Origin of the sequence: Aggregatimonas sangjinii, from assembly GCF_005943945.1 — a bacterium.
Lineage (GTDB): Bacteria > Bacteroidota > Bacteroidia > Flavobacteriales > Flavobacteriaceae > Pelagihabitans > Pelagihabitans sangjinii.
This window is the reverse complement of record NZ_CP040710.1, coordinates 2,152,361-2,175,143: the sequence shown is the minus strand read 5'-3', so window position 1 is coordinate 2,175,143 and position 22,783 is coordinate 2,152,361. Positions and strand designations below refer to the sequence as shown.

Sequence of the window (22,783 nt, the reverse complement as noted above, 5' to 3'; positions counted from 1 at the left end):
TAAATTTCCTTATTTTTGCACGAATTTTAAAAAGCAAAAGGTATGTTGTCGGTTTCAAATCTATCGGTACAATTCGGGAAAAGAGTCTTGTTCGACGAGGTCAACGTTTCGTTTACTCAAGGAAATTGTTATGGTGTGATCGGAGCAAACGGTGCTGGAAAATCCACATTTTTAAAAATCCTATCCGGACAACAGGACCCCACTTCAGGTCATGTACATCTAGAGCCGGGCAAGCGTATGTCTATTCTGGAGCAGAACCATAATGCCTACGACGAATCAACGGTGTTGGAAACGGTAGTCATGGGAAATAAGGACCTTTTCGCTATCAAAAAAGAAATAGATGCCCTTTATGCCGATTACAGCGATGAAAATGCCGATAGAATAGGGGAGTTGCAGGTTAAATTTGAGGAGATGAACGGCTGGAACGCAGATAGTGACGCCGCTGCATTATTATCGAACTTAGGTATAGCAGAGGAGCTGCATTATACCCTTATGAAAGATGTAGACTCTAAATTGAAAGTGCGGGTACTATTGGCACAGGCACTTTTTGGCTCTCCCGATGTACTTATTATGGATGAACCTACGAACGATCTGGATTATGATACCATAAGCTGGTTAGAGCGCTTTCTGGCCGATTATGAAAATACCGTGATTGTGGTATCGCACGATCGTCATTTTCTAGATTCGGTTTGTACGCACATAGGGGATATCGATTTTGGAAAGATGAACCTGTATAGCGGTAATTACACTTTCTGGTACGAAAGTAGTCAGCTCGCGGCACGCCAAAGAGCGCAACAGAATAAGAAATCGGAGGAAAAGGCGAAAGAACTGCAGGAATTCATCATGCGATTCAGTGCCAATGTGGCCAAAAGCAAGCAAGCCACCAGCCGAAAGAAAATGTTATCTAAGTTAAAGGTAGAAGACATTAAGCCATCGAGTCGGCGTTATCCTGCTATTATATTTGATAGGGAGCGGGAAGCGGGCGATCAGATTTTGGGTGTAGAAGGCCTTTCCGCTATTTCCGAAGATGGGGATCAGTTGTTTCAAAATGTGAACATTAACCTGGCAAAAGGCGATAAAGTGGCCATCATTTCAAAAGATTCCCGTGCCACGACCGCTTTTTATGAGATTATCAATGGAAACAGAAAGGCCAATGCAGGTGATTTCAAATGGGGAATAACTACCTCTCAGTCCTATTTGCCAGCCGATAACTCCGATTTTTTTACGCAGCATATAAATCTCGTCGATTGGCTGCGACAATGGGCAAAGACAGAAGAAGAACGGGAAGAGGTCTACATTCGCGGTTTTTTAGGGAAGATGTTGTTTAGTGGGGAGGAAGCCCTTAAGAAATGTACGGTGCTATCCGGAGGGGAAAAAGTAAGGTGTATGCTCAGCAGAATGATGATGCTTCGGGCTAATGTTCTGATGCTCGATGAGCCTACGAACCATCTGGATTTAGAAAGTATCACGGCCTTCAACAACTCCTTGAAAAACTTCAAGGGAACGGTACTGTTTACCACCCATGACCACGAGTTTGCGGAAACGGTTGCCGATCGTATTATAGAATTGACGCCTAAAGGCAACATTGATAGACATTTGACGTTTGATGAATACATGTCTGACAAGACAATTAAGGAGCTGCGAAGCAAAATGTACGCGGTTCCCGTGTAATTTGTGAAACTCAAATCCTTACATCATGAAAACCTACCCCCTTTTTTACCTGTTCTTGGTTTGCGCTATTGTTTTTTCCTGTGAAAAATCAGAGGAAATCGACAACGAAACTAGCAACCCCGGGGCGGATGCTAGCTATACGCTTTTGGTAAATTCGGCTAGTGGTCTTGATGGTATACCCCTAGATGCCACCGCCGAAACGATTACTTTAGGTACGACCGATAGTCAATTCAGCGAAGCGACCTCACCTTCCCTTAGTTATAAAGATGGAACTGTTTTCTCATTCTATCGGCAAACGGGAAACTGTAATGCCACCTTTTTAAGGTTCGATTTTAGTGATGAGACTTCCAAAACTATCGAACTTTTCTCAGACCTAGGTTCTTGCAACCTGACGGCCTACGCGGTTGCCCATACGGCCACTAAAGGGTACGTTGCCTACGGTGTTGAAATAGATGCCTCGACCACCGAATATTTTGTAAGAGCTTTTGATTTAAACGGAACGGCCACGGCGGATGTTGATATTCCCTTGAACAAGAAGCCGGTACACCTAAGCTTTACCAACGAAAGATTATTTGTGCTGACAATAGATGACCAAGTGACCGATGAAAATTTTTTAACGGTCCTAGATAGTCAGACCAACAGTATATTGATCGAGATGGGCCTAGGCTACGATGCCCAAAAATTATTACGTAATGTGGATGATAATGTGATCATTTGCTACGACGAGCTACACACACTTTTGGATAGTGAAACGCTAACGACCCAGTTTATTCAGTACCAGTCTGGAAAAGAACCGCAATTTGTGACTTCAGAAGTGAACAATTTCGATGAAGAAGGAAAAATGTATTATGAACGAGCTGCCGAACAGTTCAGTGTATATCCTCTTATTCCAGCGGTTTATGATTTTTCGAATAATTTGAATACACTGTATCCCTATGAGAATTTTTTAACAGAGGCAGAGCGCGAGTTCGAATATGAGATAGAGACCACCACGATGGTCGGCTACGATGAAAAGAACGACTATTTGCTTATCGGGTACAAGAAAACCGGAGCGACGAATAAAGGAGGTCTTCTAAGGGTGCGTACGGGAACAATGCCAGCGGTAATCGACAATATCAATGTAGACGGAATACCATTTAACATTATAGTGAAATAGAAAAGTTCTTGTAATTTATCAGATAAAAAAAGCATCCCGACTAGAGCGGGATGCTTTTTTTTATTCACATTCACTAATAGCGAAAATCGATGTCGATTATGCATTAAAATATTTGCTGTTCCAAATGGCGGGATTAAAATTCTTGCCCAAGGCGAAACCATAGAATATGACTACGGAAGCGATACACTTGAACATAAAAAAGAAAATAACCATCTTTTCCGATCCGGAACCTGATTTTGAAAAGAGCCCGTCCGGTACCAACGCGGTACAAAGACAGCTGATCAAAAACACCAACACGGCAAGGTTTACGATATTCTTAAAAGGCAATACCAGTAATTTTCGCAAGGGATGAAGGTCGTTGCCCCACTTGTGAATTAAATAGTAGTAATCGTTACCGATAGGAGCGAACAACAAGGGGTCATCTTTATCGGCCAATTTGAAAAGCTTCGACGGCGCCACGATTTTAAAGCCTTTTACTTCAATTTCATGTTCCTTTTCTATCTGCTTTATTTTGGAAAAGGCCTCTTGTGGAATTTCACCTTTAAAGTACTTGGAGCTTAAAAACCGCAATCGATAATCGATACAGATTTTTTTAATTTGGCTGATGTGGTAGATTTTGTCCGTCTCCAACAAATCAAAATCAAAAGCATTCCCGACAACAGGTGTGTTTCCCTGCAAGTTCTTTTGGATATTCGTCTGCTTTTGCGCGTCTTTCTCTAAAATTTCGCGAACGGCGTCTAGAATTTTGTCGCCTTCATTTTCATTTGCCCGAAGTCTTTCGAGCTTCTCCTCGATGTTAGTCATTTTTATTCTCATTTTCTTTTCTTTAGCGTTTCAAAGTTAACGAATTCCACTTGAAAAAAATAGGGCTCAGAATTGTTAATGTTAATAATTTGTTAATTTCGATGTAAGGTCTTCGTTCTTTTCAACAAAAATCTCAAATAGTTGTAATTTGTCGATTAAATTAACCGTTCATCGATAATATCCCCCAAATTGTACCTAAAACGACTTTGAAATTCATGAAATACTTGACGCAGCCCCTCACCATCCTCTTAGTGCTTTTCGCTAACCTAATTTTTGCCCAGGAGAACAGCCGGGAACTACAAAGAATGAACCCAAAGGAGAGTATTGCGACCAATACGGCGAATTCACAAAATCATACGACCCTTCTAGCGGTAATCGAAGCAGCCGAATTGGAAGAAATTCTAAACGAGGAGGGACCATTTACCGTATTTGCACCATCTGACATTGCCTTCGAAAAATTGACCAGCGGGAAAATAGATGAGTTACTACTTCCTCAAAATAAAAAGAATCTCAAAACACTCATTACGTACCATATCGTGGCCGGTAATTTTTCGGCGTCTAAAATCTTAAAGGAAATGTGTAGAGGCGCTGGTCGGGCTTCCTTTACAACCGTTCAGGGTGATGAATTGATTGCCACGATGAGCGGTATCGATATCGTACTCACCGATAGTAATGGTAATACCGCAAGAATCACTACTGCCGATTCCGAGCAGAGCAACGGAGTTATTCATGAAATAGATAGTGTGTTCCTTCCCGCAAAACTATAGGTTCCCTACAGATGTACGGGCTATCCGTTATGGTAATTACTTCTCGAAATTCAATACCACCACCAAGTTGGTGAAAAGGGGCGAATGATATATGAAGCAGTCCTAAATTAGCGCAATTGCGCATTCAGTTCTTTTTCGTAGCGCAATTGTAGTTTCGCCATAATTTTATCGATTTGCTTTTCGGTAAGTGTGCCTTCCTCGTTCTGTAGCGTAAAGCTTACGGCATATGACTTTTTACCATCGGGCAGTTTGCTTCCGGTATATACGTCGAAAAGATTCACTGCTTTCAGGTATTTCCGCTCTGTCTGGGTAGCGATTTCGTATACCTCCCTAAATGGTGTATTTTCATTCAATAGCAAGGCCAAATCCCGTTTTACCTCTGGATATTTTGGAATATCCTTAAAAACTATAGGGATTTTACCGGCCAATTCAGCTAGGGCATCCCAGTTGAAATCGGCATAAAGAACATCTTGCTTTACATCGAATTTCTTTAAGACGGATTTTCGTACCATTCCGAATTCGACCAAGGTTCGCTTTTTCTCTCCGAGGCCAATTCCTTCTGAAAATATACGGTTTTCCGTTGGATGGGTATGGGATACTCCAACACCCAGTCTATCGAAAATATTTTGAATAACGGATTTCAGATAAAAGAAATCGACCGCTTGTCTGTCGTTCGCCCAACCCTCTTCCGTGCGGTTTCCGGTCAGTAATAATGCAAGGTGCTTGTTTTCCTCTCGTTTATCACCGTATTGATGGTAGGTCTTTCCGAATTCGAAAAATTTAAGATGTTGCTTCTTACGGTTGATATTATAAGACAAAGCTTCCAGACCATTGAACAACATCGATTGTCGCATGGCGGCGAGGTCATTGCTCAATGGATTCAGCATATGAACTGATTGTTCGGTATTCAAATCTTCCAAGTAAGCCACATACTCGGGAGAAGTGAGGCTATTCGTCAGAATTTCAAAAAAACCCGATGCCGCCAATTGATTTCCTATAATGGTCTGCAACTTATGGTCTTCCAATCTGGAAATAGGGGCAATAGAAGCGTTTAATTTCTTTTTGAAATCAATATTGTTGTAACCATAAACGCGCAGAACCTCCTCGATAACATCCACTTCCCGAACTACATCTACACGGTACGACGGTATGGTAAGGCCAAGGCCCGTCTCGGTCATGTTGTTGACCTTTATTTCCAGCGAGGCCAAAATAGATTTGATCATGTCGCGGGGTATCTCCTGACCAATCAATCTGTTCGTTTTTTCGAAAGAGAGGAATACTTGGTGGTCCTTTTTCTTTTTTGGATAGAAATCTATAAGGTCAGAGGTGATATTCCCCCCTGCCAATTCCTTAATGAGTAAGGCCGCACGCTTTAAGGCGTATTCTACATTCTCGATGTCGATGCCCCGTTCAAAACGAAAGGAAGCATCCGTGTTCAAGCCATGTCGTTTCGCCGTCTTTCGAATCGATACAGGATCAAAATAAGCGCTTTCCAAAAATATAGCTTTGGTATTTTCAGTGACGCCGGTATTGATTCCGCCGAAAACCCCTGCGATACACATCGGTTTTTCAGCATCACAAATCATAAGGTCATCTTCATGCAGTTCACGCTCTTCCCCATCAAGTGTCATGAATTTCGTGCCCGAAGGCATTTTCTTTACGACTATTTTATTGCCGAATATCCGGTCGGCATCGAAAGCGTGCATCGGCTGCCCTAATTCGTGGAGTACATAGTTGGTAGCGTCTACCAAATTATTTTTAGGGGTTAGACCAATAGCCTTCAATCTGTTTTTCAACCAGTCAGGAGATGGTTGAACGATTAAATTGCTGAGAGTAATACCACAGTAGCGCGGAGCGAGTTCGCTGTTCTCGACAACGACCTCCATTTTTAAGGAACGATTATCGACGTGAAATTTACTGACCGAAGGAGTAATCAGCTCAAGCTTTGTTTTTCTTTGCAAAAGCCCGGCTTTAAGGTCACGTGCGACGCCAAAATGGCTCATCGCATCGGCTCGGTTGGGGGTAAGCCCGATTTCAAAAACTTCATCTACCTCTACTTCTAAAATCTCGCTGCATGGCGTTCCTGCCTTGAGAGAATCGTCCAGAATCATGATGCCATCATGGCTTGCGCCAAGCCCTAATTCATCCTCGGCACAAATCATTCCGTGACTTTCCTCTCCTCTGATCTTCCCCTTTTTTATGGTCCAAGGTTCACCATCTTTGGTATAAAGCGTCGTTCCGATAGTCGCTACGGGCACCTTTTGTCCCTTTGCTACGTTAGGCGCACCACAGACAATTTGAACCGCACCCTCCGTACCGATGTCCACAATGGTTAGTTTGAGTTTGTCGGCATTCGGATGTTTTTCACAACTGAGTACATGGCCGACCACAACACCCTGAAGGCTTCCCTTTATCGATTCATATGTAGCAACACCCTCTACTTCTAAGCCGAGATCTGTAAGAAGTTCCGCAGTTTCACTGGCTTCCCAATCAAGTTTGAGAAACTGTTTTAGCCAGTTGTAAGATATGTGCATCGGGTCGGTTTTTAAAGCCGATAAAGATAAAACAATGCAACTAGTCCGTCAAACGCTTTGTTATAGAATTGCTTTTAATTTTTTAGTGTAAGTATTTAATCGTTATTTCGATTTTCAAAAAATAATTCCACATGAAAAATATCGTATTACTCCTCATCATGTTCGCTCTGAGTAGTGCTTGTAAAGATACCGAACCAGTTGAACCATCTTTGGGGATGTGGCGTGCCGAGTTGGCCGTTATGGATGGTCAAGTGCTGCCTTTTAATTTTAAATTGTTTCGGGCCGAATCTGGAGCGTACGAAATGGAGGTGTATAATGCGGAGGAGGTTATTTTAGTCGATGAGATTCAAATTGACAATGATTCCATTATCATTAGAACTCCTGTTTTCGAAGGGTATCTAGCGGCTACATTTACGACAGATAAAATGAAAGGTGAATTTATCAAGGAAAGCTTGGACCGTATCGTGCCTTTTGAAGCCACTTTTGATCAACAGTCGCGGTTTGATGCCCGAGGGGCGTCGCATGAAAATGTGACCGGTATTTGGGAGACCAATTTTAATCCCGGCACAGGAGATGAATACATCGCAAAAGGAATCTTCAAACAAAACGGGGATACCGTTACCGGAACTTTTGAAACTACAACAGGTGATTATCGTTTTCTCGACGGTATCGTGGATGGCGATTCGTTAAAGGTGTCGGCCTTCGACGGTGCGCATGCTTTTCTGTTTACCGCGAAGGTTTCCGATAGTACGCTAAACGGAGCGTTCTATTCCGGAAACCATTCCAAGGAAACCTTTAGTGCAAAACGCAACGAATCCTATAATCTTCCCAGCACTGATTCGCTTACTTACTTAAACGATGGTTACGAAAAGTTGGCCTTTGAATTTCCGGACGCAGAGGGGAAGATGGTTTCGCTAACGGACCAGCGGTTTCAGGACAAAGTAGTGTTGGTTCAGATTATGGGATCTTGGTGTCCTAATTGCCTAGATGAAACAAAATACTACACGCAATACCTTAAAGAAAATCAAAACCAGGATTTAGAAATAGTCGCCCTGGCATTCGAATATGCCAAGACCAAAGAAAAAGCGTTTGCAAGTATCAAGAGATTTACTGACAGAATTGGGGTGGAATATCCTGTTCTCTTGGCACAATACGGCACCTCCGACAAGGAAGAAGCGCAGAAAAAACTGCCTATGCTGAACCATGTACTTTCCTATCCTACTACTATCTACATTGATAAAAGTGGTGAAGTCCAAAAAATACATACTGGTTTCAATGGTCCTGCAACGGGTGAAAAATACGAGCTGTTTAAGAAAGAATTCGATGTTTTCGTAAAGGCACTTCTGGCGGAGTAGGCTATTTCCATTTTTAAAATGACGCTTGCCTTCGCTGCGCCCGGTTTCCCAAAACATAACTACCTACTATGATATATCGATTTGAAATTGCCTGCCTTCCGCGCAGGTGATGTTTCACTAAACCTATCTTTTTTCGTAGATATTTCAATTGGATGGGCAACCGCGAGATATGAAAGAAACTGGAGGAGTTTGTATTTTTGCCTTTTAAATAATAGTCGATTTTCCCAAGCCTATATTCTCATCGTTGATGTTCAGATTGGAATCGGAATCGGTAATGTTGTCCGCAATAAAATCACCTACGTAGTCCGTACCGTATTTACGGCTTCCCAATACATCGGGAACGACTACTTTTTTCTTAAAAGCCTTTCGGACTGAAGCGAATACGGCGTTAGCCTCTTCTTTCAGGCCGAATTTCTCCAAAAGCATAATAACACAAAAAATCGAAGCTATCGGGTTGATGGAGTTCTTCCCTTTTTCTTTTGAAAACGCCCCATGGGTTGGTTTGAACATACAGTGGTACTCACCAAGTGATGCCGAAGGTAACAGCCCTTGTGCACCCAAAAGGATACTACCCTGACCCGAAATAACATCGCCGAACATGGCATCGGCCAGAATAATATCGAAATTAGAAGGGTCTAATGTCAATTTTACAACGGCATTGTCTATCTCCAAACATTCTAAATTAACTTCGGGATAGCTACCGGCAATCTCGGTCACGACAGTTCGCCAGAGTTTAGAGGTATCTAAAATATTGGCTTTGTCTACCAGAGTTACTTTTTTTCGGCGTCTTTTGGCGGCTTTGAAAGCCAGATGGGCAATACGACTGATTTCTTTTTCGGTATAGGTACAACTATCCGTAGCACTGCCGGATTCTTTCAAATGACCCTCGCCATTATAAAGTCCCCCCAATTGCTCTCTGTAGATATGAAAATCTACCTTGTCAGCAAGATTTTTGGAAAAAGGAGAGTTCGCGGTAATCCCCGGAAATAGTTTTACCGGCCGTATGTTGGCGAACAGTCCGAGCTCTTTTCGCAAACGTCCTAAACTTTCTTGAGGTTGCGCATCATTATCGTCTCTTGAATCCTCGGCTGTTTTCTCAAGCGCACCGAGCAGAATAGCATCTGAATTTGCACAGACTTCCAAGGTTTTTAAAGGGAGGGAATTCCCGGTTTCCCGTATGGCCGTATTACCAATTAGGGCATTTGTAAAACGGAAATCATGGTTGAAGGTTTCACCTATGGCTTTTAAACATTTGACCGCTTGGGCCATTACTTCGGGGCCTACACCGTCACCTCCTAAAATAGCGATTCGCAATTTCATTAGGGAACACTTTGGATGTTTATGGCAGAAGAATCTATAATCTCATGAATGTCCTCATCGAAAACCTCTTTTTTATTGTCGGCATACTTGAGAAACTCCTGGTACACTTCATCCAGTTGCAGCTTCGTCAATTCGTATCCGACTAGTTTGGCGCGGTACGCCAGTGCGGCACGGCCACTCCTAGCCGTAAGGACAATGGAAGAGGCATTTACCCCGACATCGGCCGGGTCTATGATTTCGTACGTCTCCCTATTTTTTATTACCCCATCTTGATGAATGCCTGAGCTATGTGCAAAGGCATTGGCACCGACTATTGCTTTGTTGGGTTGTACCATCATACCCATTTCTTGGGAAACCATTTGACTTGTATTGTACAACAACTTACTGTTGATGTTGGTGTCAAGGTTCAGGGTCGGATGCTGTCGTAATACCATAACCACCTCCTCAAGCGACGTATTTCCTGCGCGCTCGCCGATACCATTGATGGTACATTCAATTTGCCGTGCCCCGTTGATGGCTCCGGCAATCGAATTTGCGGTGGCAAGCCCAAGGTCATTGTGGCAATGGCACGAAAGGGTGGCTTTGTGAATATCCTTTACATTTTCTTTCAGGTACTTGATTTTGGCCCCGTATTCTTCCGGAAGACAATATCCCGTGGTATCGGGAATATTCAAAACAGTGGCGCCCGCTTTCACAACAGCCGAGCAAACTCGGGCTAAAAATTCGTTATCGGTTCGACCGGCGTCTTCGGCATAAAATTCAACATCTTCCACAAAAGTCTTTGCATAAGCAACCGCTTCGACCGCACGCTCTATGATGGCTTCCCTATTTGAATTAAATTTGTGTTTGATATGGGAGTCCGAAGTACCTATTCCCGTATGTATTCTTGGTCTTTTGGCGTATTTTAGGGCTTCGGCAGCTACTTCGATATCTTTTTTTACAGCTCGGGTAAGACCGCAAACAGCTGCATTTTTCACCAATTTCCCAATTTCTGAAACCGACTTGAAATCCCCTGGGCTAGATACTGGAAAACCAGCTTCGATAATATCAACCCCCAAATTGTCCAATCGCTCCGCAATCGTCAATTTTTGCTTTGTTTCCAATTTGCAACCAGGTACTTGCTCACCATCTCTCAGCGTAGTATCAAAAATATCTACCTTATCTTTGCTCATTATTTTTATGTAGTTTTAGTTGCCCATAGCTAAGATAACAGCAATGGATACAGCTTTCGAATTTACAAAAAAACAATTACAACGCTTAATAGCAACAGGGGTATTTCAATTAACTTATCTACAGCACTTTAAGCACTATTTATTACGATGACAACGACCCATAGAGACTCTCTTTTTGTATTGGTGAAATCGCTTTCCAAATCTGAAAAGCGCCAGTTCAAACTTTATGTGGGTCGCTTGGGCGTGAACACCGATGCCAAATTCCTTGCGCTTTTTAATTTGCTGGACAAGGTTAAGAAGTATGACGAGAAGGTAATTCTCGATACGGGAATCGTAAAAAAGGCACAGCTTTCCAATCTAAAGGCACATCTCTACAAGCAAATCTTAGTAAGCTTGAGATTAAATCCGGTAAATCAGAATTTGCGTGTACAGATTCGCGAGCAACTGGATTTTGCTACGATTCTTTATCAAAAAGGCTTATATAAACAGAGTTTGAAGATTTTGGATAAGGCCAAAGCGATTGCCATCGAAAATCAAGAGAAGAACATTGCCTATGAAATCGTGGAACTTGAAAAGATAATCGAGACTCAGTATATTACCAGAAGTATACCGCACCGGGCCGATGAACTGGCCATTCAAGCGAAAGAACTTTCTGCACTTAACGTTATGACCAGTAAGCTCTCCAACCTTTCCCTGCAGCTATATGGTATCATGCTCAAAGTAGGCTATGTTCAGGATGATGCTGATTCGCAACGCGTAAAGGAATACTTTGAGAGTCATCTGCCAAAATATAATCTAAAGGATTTAGGATTTCGGGAAAAATTATGGCTCTATAAAGCCCACTTATGGTATAGTTTTTTAGTGCAGGATTTCCTTTCTTCCTATAAATACGCTACTAAATGGGTAGCACTTTTCTATGACCAAGAGGAGCAAATACAGCAGAATCCGGTTTTCTTTCTAAAAGGAAATCACTATCTGTTGGAATCGTTGTTTCTACTTCAGTACAGTTCTCAGTTTCGACAAACTTTAGAACGTCTTGAGACCATAGTGGCTACCAAAGCCTTCCCGAAGAACGATAACATCAACTCACTTGTTTTTCTTTATTTGAATGCCAATAAGTTAAATCTGCACTTTATGGAAGGAACTTTTCATAAAGGACTTTATTTGGTCAAGATTGTAGAATACGGCATCAACAAGCACAAAGACCGTATTGATGCGCACCACATCATGGTACTTTACTATAAGATCGCTTGCCTTTACTTCGGTAACGGTGACAACAAAAACTGCATTCTATACTTGAAAAAAATCATTTCCAATAAGAATCTGAAAATGCGGGAAGACCTGATGTGTTTTGCCCGGGTCTTAAGCTTGGTTGCCCACTATGAGGCCGGTATGGACTATCATTTAGAAGTGCAATTGAAGAGTACTTACAAATTTCTTTTAAAAATGAACGACTTGCACGCCGTGCAGAAAGAAATGATCAAATTCCTGCGAAACCTCGGTAATATCTACCCCGATCAGTTGCGTAGCGAGTTTCAAAAACTGCATACCGAACTCAAGAAGTACGAAGACCACCCGTACGAAAAACGGGCATTTTTATATTTGGATATCCTGTCGTGGCTCGAAAGCCATCTGCAAAATAAGCCGGTTGGACAAATCATACGGGAAAAGGCAATGGCCAACGCACGGTAAATATTTTCTTAGTCGCCATCAGGGCTTTTGGGTTCTTCTTTTGGAGTACCAATATCGTACTGATTTATGAGTCCGTCCCCCAATTCCCGAAACTCCTCATTATTGGCCATTTCACGTACTTTAACCGGATCAAAATTACCCTTGAAGTAGAGAAAAGAACCTCGAGCGGTGTTATTGTTGTAAATGAGTATTTCTTTGACAACATCCCTCTTTTCACGAATAGACACGACATTGCGATTTAAATTGTCATTTTTGCGATATACTTCGAGAAAGGAGCTGCCGGTTATGCCGTTCATTTGTTGGTTCAAATATCGCGTGCGCTCCGGAGTGGCACTTGGGAATTGCATGTAACGCAAGTCTTTGGTGTTCCCAATAAGGGATTTCATTTCCGGTGAAATATTCCCCAAAAGCGAGAGCATAAAACGGGGTACGCGTACTGCCGTGACTTGGTCGTCATTTTTATGCGCATTGTAAAAACTGTCAATGGAATTGTAGCTGCTACAAGAGCTGACTATGGCGATCGCTAGAAGGAAAAGTATTTTTTTCATAATGTTCTTAGGCTTAAAAAATTGACTCAAAAGAGGTTCAATGTACTAAAATTAGCAACAAGCGTTCCAAACTGGGTCTTTTGGAAGTTCTGCGATGAACTGCAACGGTTCTTTTTTTACCGGATGTATAAAAGATAGGCTACGTGCGTGCAAATGAATACTTCCATCTTTGTTACTGCGGTCAAACCCATATTTCAAATCGCCTTTGATCGGGGAGCCAATTGCGGACAGTTGTGCCCGTATTTGGTGATGCCTACCCGTTATTAGACCTACTTCCAACAGAAAATACGAATCGAGCTTTTTGATTATTTCATAGTTTAAAATAGCTTTTTTACTGTCCGTCACTTCCTTGCTATGGGCATATGATTTGTTCTGTTTGGGATTCCGTTTTAACCAATGCACCAGATTTGCACTTTGTTCCGGTGGCGGATTTTTTACGATGGCCCAATAGGTTTTTTCCGCTTTTTTTTCCGCAAAAAGTTTGTTGAGACGAGGCAGTGCCTTTGAAGTCTTGGCGAAGACTACAATGCCCGTGGTAGGCCTATCCAACCGGTGGGCAACACCCACGTACACCTTACCGGGTTTGTTGTATTTCCGCTTAATGTACTCCTTCACGACCTCGCTTAAGGGCATGTCACCGGTTTTATCGCCCTGTACGATATCGCCTGCCCGCTTATTGACGACGATCAAATGATTGTCCTCATGAATGACCAGAAGGTTATCCGGGGTTGAATATTTTGTTTTTGACTGATTTTTTGTTTGGATAGTACGTGTTTTAAGGGAATCGAGAATTAGGTAAAATCAGAATTCGAGCTTTTTATACCGGAGTGAAAGAAATAGAATCAATAGTGCGCCCAAAGTTACCGATACATCGGCCATATTAAAGATGCCGGTTTTAAAGAATCCGAGCTTTATTTGAAAGAAGTCGGTAACCGACCCGTAGGCGATACGGTCGATAAGATTACCTACACCACCGCCGATAACAAAAGCAAAGGCGGTAATCAACCAAATATTCATTTGTTTTTTTTGCAATATCCTGAACAGCAAAATGAAGAGCACGAGAACCGGGAGTGCCTTTAGAAAAACATTTTTGATAATAGGGGGGAAGTTATCCCCGAAACCCAGCATGGCACCGGTATTCTCTACATTGGTCATAATAAAATTATCGCCTATAACCTGTATGTATTCGCTGCTATCTACATTTTTGCGCACCAGTTCTTTTGAGATTTGATCACAACCGATGTTGAGCAACACTAAAAATACTATAGTAATTCGTTTTAGCAATTCGATAGTTTTAAATTTCTCGTATAGTGGCTAAAGGTTATAGACCTTTTAATCATGTCGAAAACGGCGATTTAATATTGTTCGTCGTCACTTGGGAAATCTTTCTTCTTTACATCGCTTACATAGTCAGAAATCGCCTTTCCCATATCTTCGTACAAATTCATATAACGACGTAAAAAACGGGGATTGAATTCATGCGTCATTCCCAATAAATCATGAATGACCAGCACCTGGCCGTCAGCATATTTGCCACCACCAATACCAATGGTCGGGATGGAGATACTTTCCGAAACTTTCTTGGTCAGATCTGCTGGTATCTTTTCGAGTACTATCCCGAAACACCCCAATTTTTCCAATAACTTGGCATCTTCCATAAGTTTTTCGGCCTCTTCCTCTTCTTTTGCACGAACCGTGTACGTGCCGAATTTATAGATGCTTTGTGGGGTAAGGCCTAAATGCCCCATGACCGGAATACCGGCGTTTAAAATTCTTTTTACAGACTCCTTTATCTCAACGCCCCCTTCGAGTTTTACGGCATGGGCCCCACTTTCTTTCATAATCCGGATTGCGGAGCGTAAGGCCTCCTTAGGGTCGCTTTGGTAACTTCCGAAAGGAATATCGACAACGACCAAAGCACGATCTACGGCTCGGATGACCGAGGCGGCATGATAGATCATCTGATCTAGGGTAATGGGAAGGGTCGTTTCATGGCCCGCCATTACGTTACTGGCGGAGTCCCCAACGAGAATGACATCTACGTTTGCAGAGTCGACAATTTTCGCCATGGAGTAATCGTAGGCGGTAAGCATGGAGATCTTCTCTCCATTCTTCTTCATATCGACCAGCGATTTTACGGTAACCCTTTTGTATTCTTTCTTGGCAGTTGACATGTATGTTTATTTTGGTGCGTTAAAAGTAAGGAAAATGTTCTGTTTCAGAGTTCGAAGTTCAAAGTCTTCATATTTTCAATACATTTGAAAAAACAGCGATATGAAGCGTATATCCTTGATTATGATATTGGTGTGGTCTACTATTGCGGTCGCGCAGGATGCTGAAGAGGCAGCCGTTCAACGCACAATAGAATCTTTTTTTGAACATTTTCACCAACAAGACACTCTTGGCCTAAGGACAACTGCGGCCGATATGATTACCATGCAAACCATTTCGCAAGACTCGATAGGAAACACGGTGGTACAGACTATGCCGTATGCCGACTTTCTTGTCAGAATTGCAAGCATTCCCAAAACCACAAAGTTTGAAGAGAAATTAAAATCCTTTTCAATCCAGGTCGATGGCGAAATGGCAAATGCGTGGACCCCTTATGAATTCTGGATTGGTGATGCCTTTCACCATTGTGGGGTAAATTCTTTTCAGTTGGTGAAATTCGGAAAGGATTGGAAAATCGTTTACCTCATCGACACCAGGAGAACCGAGAATTGTGATTGACGTTTAATAGGATGTTGCCATCTATCAAGGGCAACACCAAATTGTGTCGAACAATTTTAGGAAATCAATCAAAAGGCTACACTTCCCAACCTTCGCGGTATGTTCTTCCTACGAATTGGTTGGCTTCTTCCAAATTGGTAATTCGCATATTTTCACCGTCCCATAGCAATTTTTTACGCCCGAAAAACTGCATTTTACCTTCGTCGTCTTCTTTTCTAAGGAGATAACTGCGTATGGCGAGGTTGCCCATTAGCACCGTTTCGGTCATGGGGCCAGCATAATCAAAGGAGGAGGTCAATCCTAGGTGTTCCTCACTTCCAAAACCAGCCTTGCAGGCGTCTACCCATTTGCGCTGATGACCGTATTCAGGTTCATCGTTCGGTTCGGTTTCAGGTCCAAACTCCGTCGTGCCATCGTATAAATATAGTTTCGGAGTCAGGGGACTACTGTCGTTGATATTTGTAGATATAATTCCTTTCTCACCGATGATCATCACCCCATTATAACTTCCCGGCCCACCAATATCATTGTCCGCTGGAATGATGTCCGGATGGGATGGTCTTATGCCGCCATCGCTCCACGTCATTTCAATCGGGGATTTCGATTTTTCCGTAGCATCGAAATGGAGTGTGATGAACGATGAGGCAGGACAGCCTTCGGGATGGTAATCGGCATTCCACATTTGGGAATAGACCGATCCTACGCTGCATTCCGCATCAGTAGGGTATTTTAAACCTAGGGTTCTAAAGGGAATATCGATTAAATGGCATCCGACATCGCCTAAAGCACCGGTGCCATAATCCCACCAACCCCTCCAGTTGAACGGATGCATGTTGGGGATATATGGTTTTTCCTCGGCGGGCCCCAACCAAAGATTCCAATCGAGCGATTCCGGCTTTAAGCTTGGGTCGGGTTGCTGCATGGCATTCCCTTGAGGCCATACGGGCCGGTTTGTCCACACCTGCACCTTCGATACCGCTCCGATGGTGTCGTCATCTACCCATTTTTGAACCATGTTCAGCAAGGGGTTGGAACCGCCTTGATTCCCCATTTGAGTGACGATTTTTTTCTCTCTGGCCATTTGGGTAAGCAATCTGGCTTCACGGATATTATGGGTCATCGGTTTTTGAACATAAACGTGTATCCCGCGTTCCATGGCATAGGCGGCAGCGGGACCGTGCACATGGTCGGGCGTTGAAATCGTCACGGCATCAATGCCTTTTTCTGCATCCAACATTCTTCGAAAATCAGCGTACAATTTTGCTTTCGGAAAATTTTCGACGGACTTCTTGGCAGAACCGCCGAAATCGACATCACACAGGGCGGCCACTTTTTCACGTCCGTTAACGGAAGCGTTAAAAATGTCGCTACTCCCTTTTCCACCGGCACCAATGGCGGCCAGGTTGAGCCGATCACTAGGGGCAATATAGCCTACGCCCCCAAGCACATGTCTTGGTACAATGAATATAGAGGAGGCAAGGGCTCCTTTTTTAAGGAATGATCGACGGGAAGCATTCGCCGTAGTAACTTTTTTATTTTCCATGTTGTACGGTTTGTTTTCTCTTTTCGCAGGGGTACGGAAACCTCTTAAGTTCCTAAAATTAACAAAAATTGCGGTTTCAATTGGTTTTAGACCTGATTAACCCCGTGTTATGCAGAAATTGTCATAGTATTTTAGAGATTAGCTATATTTAGCCTTAGTTTAATTCTTGAATCTATCGCTATATGAACATCAAATCAAAATTGTCGGGCGTAGTGCTTTTACTTTTTGTAACCGTTTTTTCGACCATTGCCGCACAAGACACCAAAAGCTTGGAAGGCACTTGGGATATGGTCATTTTTCAGGAAGGCAAAGAATTGCCATCTTGGTTAGAAATCAAACATTCAGGCGTAAATACTTTGGTCGGCAGGTTCGTATATGCCTTCGGAAGTGCGAGACCTATTTCGGAAGTGAAGTTGAATGATGAAACGTTTCGTTTTTCCATCCCGCGCCAATGGGAACCGCAAGGTCAGGATATGGAATTTGAGGGAATGCGCGATGGTGACGGTTTAAAAGGAACAATGGTCTACACCGATGGAAAAAAATACGATTGGACGGCTACCCGAGCGCCTAAATTAATCTATGTTGAAGACCCCAAGTGGGGCGAACCTATCGCACTGTTTAATGGAAGCGATTTAACCGGATGGAAAGCCCTTGGAGAAAATCAATGGATTGTCGAAGATGGTGTTTTAAAGAGTCCTAAATCTGGTGCTAATCTCGTGTCGGAAAAAGAGTTTAAAGATTTTAAGGTACATGTAGAGTTCCAGGTCCCGGAAGGTAGTAATAGTGGATTTTATCTGCGGGGACGGTACGAAGTGCAGATTACCGATGATTTCGGCAAAGATCCCTCCAGCGTGTTGTTCGGGGGCGTCTATGGTTTTTTGATACCAAATGAAATGGCGGCAAAACCAGCAGGCGAATGGCAGTTTTACGACATTACCCTAATCGGAAGGCGGGTTACCGTCGTCGCCAATGGCCAGACCATCATAAATGAACAGAATATACCCGGTATAACTGGTGGGGCATTGGATAGTAAAGAGGGTGAACCTGGACCTTTTTTAATTCAGGGCGATCATGGTCCTGTGTCATTCCGAGCGATTACGGTTATCCCGCGGGTTGATTAGTATACTTGGGCTACAACTAATAGTCGTATTCGACTACTGCCTCCGGAATTATATATTTCGGATTATCTAGAACCACCTAAAGGTTCCTCAGATCTTAAATACGGCGATTGAGGTATCGATACGATTCCTTAAGTAGTAGACCAAACGCCTTTGAATGACACATAATCCTTTACGATGTTAATTTTATGGAATAAATCCAATTATTTGGATTAATTCCATAATTTTGTCTAATGAAAATAGATTTAAAAGGAAGATTAACCCATAAAAGTGAGCGTCATTCCGCCGGAGTATCACAACAAAGTGGCTTCCCTAGTCCCGCCACTCACTACCGGGAGCCCAGCATTAATCTTCACCAGGAATTGATAGGAAACAGCGATGCCACTTTTTTCATTCGTGTATGCGGCCATTCACTTTCCGAATTCAACATTATGGACAATGATGTTCTTATCGTTGATCGATCCGTACCCCCGACCTCTAATCTTTTGGCGGTAGTAATAAGGGACGGCAATTTCGAAATCATTCGAATACCAAAGGAAGGCATGACCGAATCGATGATTTTTTGGGGTGCTATAATTTATACGATACACCGAGCGAGATGATTGCATTGGTAGATTGTAATAGTTTTTATGCGTCCTGCGAGCAGGTTTTTCGTCCCGACCTTATCGGCAGGCCCGTTGTGGTACTCAGCAATAATGATGGCTGTATCATTGCTGCCAATAAGGAGGCAAAAGCGCTGGCACATATACCAATGTACGAGCCAATCTTTAAAATCAAGCAACAGCTTGTTGATAATGACGTTACCTTTTTCTCCTCAAATTATACGTTGTATGCCGAAATGTCGCAGCGTGTTGTGAATATTCTTCATCGCTTTTCGCCGACCGTGGAAGTGTACAGTATCGACGAGTCATTTTTGGATTTGGGAGCGAGTAGGGTACAGACCTATCAAGCTTGTGGCCAAGACCTAAAGCAGACTATTTTCCGCGATACCGGTCTCCCCGTCGGTGTAGGAATAGCACCTACAAGGGTTCTCGCCAAATTAGCGAATAAAATGTCTAAGAAGCTTCCCGAGTTCGATCATGTGTGTGTGCTACAGACAGAAAAAGACAGATTGAGGGCGTTGCGTTGGTGTAGCATCAATGATGTTTGGGGAATCGGTAAAAGGCACGCTGATCGTTTGCGGCGTATTGGGGTTCATACGGCCTTAGACTTTACGCGTTTGCCTTTAGCTTGGGTACGAAAGGAAATGACCGTTGTAGGGGAGCGCATCTGGCGAGAACTGCAAGGGGAGCGCGCTACGGAACTCATTATCGATCCGCGTATAAAAAAGGGTATCGGAACAGCGAAATCTTTCGGAAAAAAGCTGAAGGATATTGGCTTGATTGAAGAGGCTTGTGCGTATTACGTTTCAGAGGTCGCCGAAGTATTGCGTAGTCAGCATTCCTGCGCATCGACACTCCAAATATCCTTAACGACCAACTACCACAGCAATAAAGATGCACAATATTCAAACTCGATTACGATAACCCTAAAAATACCCACTGATGATACTTTTGTTTTGATTTCCGAGGCGACAAAGGCGCTTCGAGCAATATTCAAACCAGGCTATCGGTACAAGAAAGTTGGTGTCAATTTGTTGGGAATCATTCCGAACGATCATTTGCAAGGTAACTTGTTCGAAGACTTCTCCATGAACAGCGGTTCGCTCTCGAAAACCTTGGATCAGTTGAACGTCAAGTATGGTAAGGCCACGGTCGGTTCTGGTACTTTGGGACGGCGGAAGAAAGAATGGGAATTGATTAAGGAGGACCGGAGCCCCAGATATACTACACAGTGGAAGGAATTATTGACTATAAAGGTATAAAATTAGGTTTGCTCGTTAGGAATAAATAAAGCATATCGGTCTAGCAATCGCTCAGAAACACACCGACCGCCAAACCGCCTTCAGAGGTCTCTTTGTACTTTGAACTCATGTCTTTTGCGGTTTCCCACATAGTTTGCACGACCTTGTCCAAAGGTACTTTGGCTTCTTCCGGATTACTGCCCAATGCCAGTTCGGCAGCGTTGATTGCCTTGATGGCCCCCATAGAATTTCGTTCGATACAGGGAATTTGTACAAGTCCGCCAATGGGGTCGCAAGTAAGTCCTAAATGATGTTCCATTGCGATTTCCGCTGCCATTAACACCTGAGCCGGAGTCCCGCCCAAAAGTTCGGTCAAAGCGCCTGCTGCCATAGCCGATGATACGCCTATTTCTGCCTGACACCCGCCCATAGCGGCCGATATGGTCGCGCCCTTCTTGAAAATGCTCCCGATCTCGCCAGCGACCAATAAAAAACGCTTGATTTCTTGAAAATCCGCTTTGTGGTTCTCAATAGCCAAGTAGTACATCAAAACAGCGGGAATCACTCCTGCACTGCCATTTGTGGGTGCGGTGACTACCCGACCCAAGGAGGCATTAACCTCGTTTACCGCAAGTGCGAAGCAACTGACCCATTGCAGAATCTGCCGGAACTTGACTTCGGTGTTGCGTATGGATGTTAGCCATTGACGAGGGTTTTCATGGGGAATCTCTCCTTTTAATTTTTGATGCATGTCAAATGCCCTGCGGCGTACATTAAGACCACCAGGTAAATTGCCTTCTGTACGACAGCCGATGAACATACATTCCAGCATGGTATCCCAAATTCGCAGTAATTGTTTATCTAGTTCCGTATCACTACGCAAAGACCTTTCATTTTCAAGAACGATTTCTGAAATCGACTTTCGTTCCCTGGTACAGTATTCCAAAAGCTGGGTACCCTTTTCTATAGGGTAGGGGAACGTTTTGAAGTCCGCGATCTTTCGCTTGGCGTTTTTACGTTCTTCGGTTACGACAAAACCTCCGCCTATGGAGTAGTAGGTTTTCGATTTTTTTTTACCATCTCCCAACGTGCACTCGAACTTGAGTCCATTTGCATGAAAGGGGAGGAATTTCCTATGAAAAAGTATATCTACGGCAGGTTTAAAAGGGATGGTTCTGATATTTCCAAAAACCAATGTTCCGGATTCCTTTACCTTTCGAACAATTTGATGAATATCGGTAACCGGAATAAATTCTGGATCGGCACCGGTTAGTCCCAATACAATGGCATAATCGGTCGCATGGCCCTTACCGGTCAAGGAAAGGGAGCCGTAAACATGAACCTGTACTTTTATGACCTTTTCAAATAATTGGGTCGCTTTAAGCTCCGCAATCCATCGTTCGGCGGCCCGCCATGGTCCTAGAGTGTGCGAGCTGGAAGGGCCTATCCCGATTTTGAGCATATCAAAAATGCTGATGCATTCCATTGTTTTTACTGGTTTTGGTACGGCTAAAGATAGGCGAATATTCCAATCCGCCATTGACGTAATTCGGGATTTATAATTTATCTAAGAGACTGTTGGGAAATATCTCGCTTATTTTCTTAGGGCCTCTTTTTGCGCCTTATTTCGTTAAAATTTTTGACCGTAGCGCTGCTATGCTCAAAAATTTCGCCTCATAATGCATCAAAAATGGACCACAACAATTCTAACGACATATTTCCAAACAGTCTCTAAATCTCTAACATTTTCCCGATAATTTCCTTCATCATTTTTGCCGCTAGGAAGGCGGTCATATTTTGGAAGTCGCGCTTCGGATTGTATTCTACGATATCGGCGCCGATTACTTGCGCATCGATATTTTGAATAAGGTCGATCACTTGTCTTGAGGAAAGTCCCCCAGGTTCATGGTGCGATACGCCGGGTGCAAAGGCAGGGTCGAATCCATCCATGTCCAAAGAAATATAGAGCGGATTTTTGAAGGTTTTGATGCTATGTAAATCCAATTTTCTCATTGGATGTATTTCTACATTGAATTTTTCGGCTTGTTCGGCCTGATGGGTATTTAAAGTTCGGATACCCACTTGAACTAGTCGAACGGCAAGACCATTTTCCATAATTCTGGCAAAGGGGCAGGCGTGGGAATAGGGGTCACCTTCGTAATTGTCATATAGGTCTGCATGTGCATCAATGTGCAGAATATCCAACTTTGGGTAATGTTCGTGGAGCGCTTTGATAATAGGGAAGGTGATGGAATGGTCTCCACCCAGGGTAAATAGCTTATCGCCGTTTTGAAGGTTTCTTTTGATGATTTTTTCAATATCGAGGTACTCGGCTATGGCAAAATCGCCATGGTCTACCACCATTTCATTTTCTATGGAAATTCCATTTTCGGAAAAAAGGTTCATCGAACCGGAGTGCAACGCTTCCCGAATTCGGGGTGGCGCTAATTCGGGACCCCGTTGATAGGATGATTTGGCATCGTATGGTATACCTTGAATATATATTTTTTTCATGGGATTGTTGCGATTT

Annotated in this window: 20 protein-coding genes; 9 read left to right on the top strand and 11 right to left on the bottom strand. The window is 43.1% G+C overall.

From position 1 onward, the window contains the following. The first annotated feature begins 42 nt into the window (after window positions 1-42). Both FGM00_RS08880 and FGM00_RS08875 read left to right on the top strand, forming a co-directional pair. Window positions 43-1,671, top strand: a complete 1,629-nt coding sequence (locus FGM00_RS08880; RefSeq protein ID WP_138852564.1) for an ABC-F family ATP-binding cassette domain-containing protein — start codon at window positions 43-45, stop codon at window positions 1,669-1,671. Between the two features lie 25 nt (window positions 1,672-1,696). Beyond that, on the top strand, window positions 1,697-2,827 hold the full coding sequence (locus FGM00_RS08875) for a hypothetical protein (protein ID WP_138852563.1): 1,131 nt from the start codon (window positions 1,697-1,699) through the stop codon (window positions 2,825-2,827). 96 nt (window positions 2,828-2,923) lie between these two features. On the opposite strand, the gene FGM00_RS08870 is transcribed toward FGM00_RS08875, so the two are convergent. After that, a complete protein-coding gene (locus FGM00_RS08870) occupies window positions 2,924-3,643 on the bottom strand; it encodes a hypothetical protein (protein WP_138852562.1) in 720 nt (239 codons plus the stop codon). 203 nt (window positions 3,644-3,846) lie between these two features. Here FGM00_RS08870 and FGM00_RS08865 point away from each other — a divergent pair, with 203 nt between their 5' ends. Beyond that, the gene (locus FGM00_RS08865) at window positions 3,847-4,398 is read left to right on the top strand and encodes a fasciclin domain-containing protein (protein ID WP_138852561.1); all 552 of its coding nucleotides are present in this window, start codon (window positions 3,847-3,849) and stop codon (window positions 4,396-4,398) included. Between the two features lie 107 nt (window positions 4,399-4,505). On the opposite strand, the gene pheT is transcribed toward FGM00_RS08865, so the two are convergent. Next, window positions 4,506-6,932: a phenylalanine--tRNA ligase subunit beta gene (pheT, locus tag FGM00_RS08860; protein WP_138852560.1), complete on the bottom strand. Its 2,427-nt coding sequence runs from the start codon at window positions 6,930-6,932 to the stop codon at window positions 4,506-4,508. A 131-nt stretch (window positions 6,933-7,063) separates the two neighbouring features. On the opposite strand from pheT, the gene FGM00_RS08855 reads away from it, so the two are divergent. After that, window positions 7,064-8,287 carry a peroxiredoxin family protein gene (locus FGM00_RS08855; protein WP_138852559.1) on the top strand — a complete coding sequence of 408 codons (1,224 nt, stop codon included), beginning with the start codon at window positions 7,064-7,066 and terminating at the stop codon, window positions 8,285-8,287. A 204-nt stretch (window positions 8,288-8,491) separates the two neighbouring features. Here FGM00_RS08855 and FGM00_RS08850 read toward each other — a convergent pair whose 3' ends face one another. Next, window positions 8,492-9,607: an isocitrate/isopropylmalate dehydrogenase family protein gene (locus FGM00_RS08850; RefSeq protein ID WP_138852558.1), complete on the bottom strand. Its 1,116-nt coding sequence runs from the start codon at window positions 9,605-9,607 to the stop codon at window positions 8,492-8,494. Then, entirely contained in the window at window positions 9,607-10,779 is a 1,173-nt protein-coding gene (locus FGM00_RS08845; RefSeq protein ID WP_138852557.1) for a 2-isopropylmalate synthase, read from the bottom strand. Before FGM00_RS08845 ends, FGM00_RS08850 begins: the two co-directional genes overlap by 1 nt. Window positions 10,780-10,926: 147 nt before the next feature. Between FGM00_RS08845 and FGM00_RS08840 the strand changes: the two genes are divergently transcribed. Next, entirely contained in the window at window positions 10,927-12,471 is a 1,545-nt protein-coding gene (locus FGM00_RS08840) for a hypothetical protein (RefSeq protein WP_138852556.1), read from the top strand. 8 nt (window positions 12,472-12,479) lie between these two features. Here the strand turns inward: FGM00_RS08840 and FGM00_RS08835 are convergent, their stop codons facing one another. The 4 genes from FGM00_RS08835 to panB form a co-directional block, all read right to left on the bottom strand. Further along, complete coding sequence (locus FGM00_RS08835; RefSeq protein WP_138852555.1) at window positions 12,480-13,019, bottom strand: DUF4252 domain-containing protein; 540 nt, start codon at window positions 13,017-13,019, stop codon at window positions 12,480-12,482. A gap of 51 nt (window positions 13,020-13,070) precedes the next feature. After that, a complete protein-coding gene (locus FGM00_RS08830) occupies window positions 13,071-13,709 on the bottom strand; it encodes an RluA family pseudouridine synthase (RefSeq protein WP_236262981.1) in 639 nt (212 codons plus the stop codon). Window positions 13,710-13,820: 111 nt separating this feature from the next. Beyond that, complete coding sequence (lspA, locus tag FGM00_RS08825; protein WP_138852553.1) at window positions 13,821-14,303, bottom strand: signal peptidase II; 483 nt, start codon at window positions 14,301-14,303, stop codon at window positions 13,821-13,823. Window positions 14,304-14,374: 71 nt separating this feature from the next. Further along, window positions 14,375-15,193, bottom strand: coding sequence for a 3-methyl-2-oxobutanoate hydroxymethyltransferase (gene panB / locus FGM00_RS08820; RefSeq protein ID WP_138852552.1), 819 nt, complete (start codon window positions 15,191-15,193; stop codon window positions 14,375-14,377). A gap of 100 nt (window positions 15,194-15,293) precedes the next feature. Between panB and FGM00_RS08815 the strand changes: the two genes are divergently transcribed. Continuing rightward, the gene (locus FGM00_RS08815; protein ID WP_138852551.1) at window positions 15,294-15,749 is read left to right on the top strand and encodes a nuclear transport factor 2 family protein; all 456 of its coding nucleotides are present in this window, start codon (window positions 15,294-15,296) and stop codon (window positions 15,747-15,749) included. A gap of 76 nt (window positions 15,750-15,825) precedes the next feature. Here FGM00_RS08815 and FGM00_RS08810 read toward each other — a convergent pair whose 3' ends face one another. Next, window positions 15,826-17,292 (bottom strand): Gfo/Idh/MocA family protein, encoded by a 1,467-nt coding sequence (locus FGM00_RS08810; protein WP_138852550.1) that lies wholly within the window; start codon window positions 17,290-17,292, stop codon window positions 15,826-15,828. A 182-nt stretch (window positions 17,293-17,474) separates the two neighbouring features. On the opposite strand from FGM00_RS08810, the gene FGM00_RS08805 reads away from it, so the two are divergent. The 3 genes from FGM00_RS08805 to FGM00_RS08795 all read left to right on the top strand — a co-directional run bounded on the left by FGM00_RS08805 (window position 17,475) and on the right by FGM00_RS08795 (window position 20,274). Beyond that, window positions 17,475-18,413 carry a 3-keto-disaccharide hydrolase gene (locus FGM00_RS08805; RefSeq protein ID WP_138852549.1) on the top strand — a complete coding sequence of 313 codons (939 nt, stop codon included), beginning with the start codon at window positions 17,475-17,477 and terminating at the stop codon, window positions 18,411-18,413. Between the two features lie 230 nt (window positions 18,414-18,643). After that, a complete protein-coding gene (locus FGM00_RS08800) occupies window positions 18,644-19,012 on the top strand; it encodes a LexA family protein (RefSeq protein ID WP_138852548.1) in 369 nt (122 codons plus the stop codon). Next, window positions 19,009-20,274 (top strand): Y-family DNA polymerase, encoded by a 1,266-nt coding sequence (locus FGM00_RS08795; RefSeq protein ID WP_138852547.1) that lies wholly within the window; start codon window positions 19,009-19,011, stop codon window positions 20,272-20,274. The genes FGM00_RS08800 and FGM00_RS08795 overlap by 4 nt, the downstream gene beginning before the upstream one ends. 40 nt (window positions 20,275-20,314) lie before the next feature. Here FGM00_RS08795 and FGM00_RS08790 read toward each other — a convergent pair whose 3' ends face one another. After that, window positions 20,315-21,739: an L-serine ammonia-lyase gene (locus FGM00_RS08790; protein ID WP_138852546.1), complete on the bottom strand. Its 1,425-nt coding sequence runs from the start codon at window positions 21,737-21,739 to the stop codon at window positions 20,315-20,317. 245 nt (window positions 21,740-21,984) lie between these two features. Then, on the bottom strand, window positions 21,985-22,767 hold the full coding sequence (gene speB / locus FGM00_RS08785; protein ID WP_138852545.1) for an agmatinase: 783 nt from the start codon (window positions 22,765-22,767) through the stop codon (window positions 21,985-21,987). Window positions 22,768-22,783: the final 16 nt, after the last annotated feature.

What these genes read in the sequence shown, in the direction of transcription:
- FGM00_RS08845 (WP_138852557.1), bottom strand. Translation starts at nt 10,779, where the DNA reads ATGAGCAAAGATAAGGTAGATATTTTTGATACTACGCTGAGAGATGGT.
- FGM00_RS08865 (WP_138852561.1), top strand. Translation starts at nt 3,847, where the DNA reads ATGAAATACTTGACGCAGCCCCTCACCATCCTCTTAGTGCTTTTCGCT.
- speB (WP_138852545.1), bottom strand. Translation starts at nt 22,767, where the DNA reads ATGAAAAAAATATATATTCAAGGTATACCATACGATGCCAAATCATCC.
- FGM00_RS08850 (WP_138852558.1), bottom strand. Translation starts at nt 9,607, where the DNA reads ATGAAATTGCGAATCGCTATTTTAGGAGGTGACGGTGTAGGCCCCGAA.
- FGM00_RS08835 (WP_138852555.1), bottom strand. Translation starts at nt 13,019, where the DNA reads ATGAAAAAAATACTTTTCCTTCTAGCGATCGCCATAGTCAGCTCTTGT.
- FGM00_RS08880 (WP_138852564.1), top strand. Translation starts at nt 43, where the DNA reads ATGTTGTCGGTTTCAAATCTATCGGTACAATTCGGGAAAAGAGTCTTG.
- FGM00_RS08815 (WP_138852551.1), top strand. Translation starts at nt 15,294, where the DNA reads ATGAAGCGTATATCCTTGATTATGATATTGGTGTGGTCTACTATTGCG.
- FGM00_RS08875 (WP_138852563.1), top strand. Translation starts at nt 1,697, where the DNA reads ATGAAAACCTACCCCCTTTTTTACCTGTTCTTGGTTTGCGCTATTGTT.
- FGM00_RS08790 (WP_138852546.1), bottom strand. Translation starts at nt 21,739, where the DNA reads ATGGAATGCATCAGCATTTTTGATATGCTCAAAATCGGGATAGGCCCT.
- panB (WP_138852552.1), bottom strand. Translation starts at nt 15,193, where the DNA reads ATGTCAACTGCCAAGAAAGAATACAAAAGGGTTACCGTAAAATCGCTG.
- pheT (WP_138852560.1), bottom strand. Translation starts at nt 6,932, where the DNA reads ATGCACATATCTTACAACTGGCTAAAACAGTTTCTCAAACTTGATTGG.
- FGM00_RS08805 (WP_138852549.1), top strand. Translation starts at nt 17,475, where the DNA reads ATGAACATCAAATCAAAATTGTCGGGCGTAGTGCTTTTACTTTTTGTA.
- FGM00_RS08795 (WP_138852547.1), top strand. Translation starts at nt 19,009, where the DNA reads ATGATTGCATTGGTAGATTGTAATAGTTTTTATGCGTCCTGCGAGCAG.
- FGM00_RS08810 (WP_138852550.1), bottom strand. Translation starts at nt 17,292, where the DNA reads ATGGAAAATAAAAAAGTTACTACGGCGAATGCTTCCCGTCGATCATTC.
- FGM00_RS08870 (WP_138852562.1), bottom strand. Translation starts at nt 3,643, where the DNA reads ATGAGAATAAAAATGACTAACATCGAGGAGAAGCTCGAAAGACTTCGG.
- FGM00_RS08855 (WP_138852559.1), top strand. Translation starts at nt 7,064, where the DNA reads ATGAAAAATATCGTATTACTCCTCATCATGTTCGCTCTGAGTAGTGCT.
- FGM00_RS08840 (WP_138852556.1), top strand. Translation starts at nt 10,927, where the DNA reads ATGACAACGACCCATAGAGACTCTCTTTTTGTATTGGTGAAATCGCTT.
- FGM00_RS08800 (WP_138852548.1), top strand. Translation starts at nt 18,644, where the DNA reads ATGAAAATAGATTTAAAAGGAAGATTAACCCATAAAAGTGAGCGTCAT.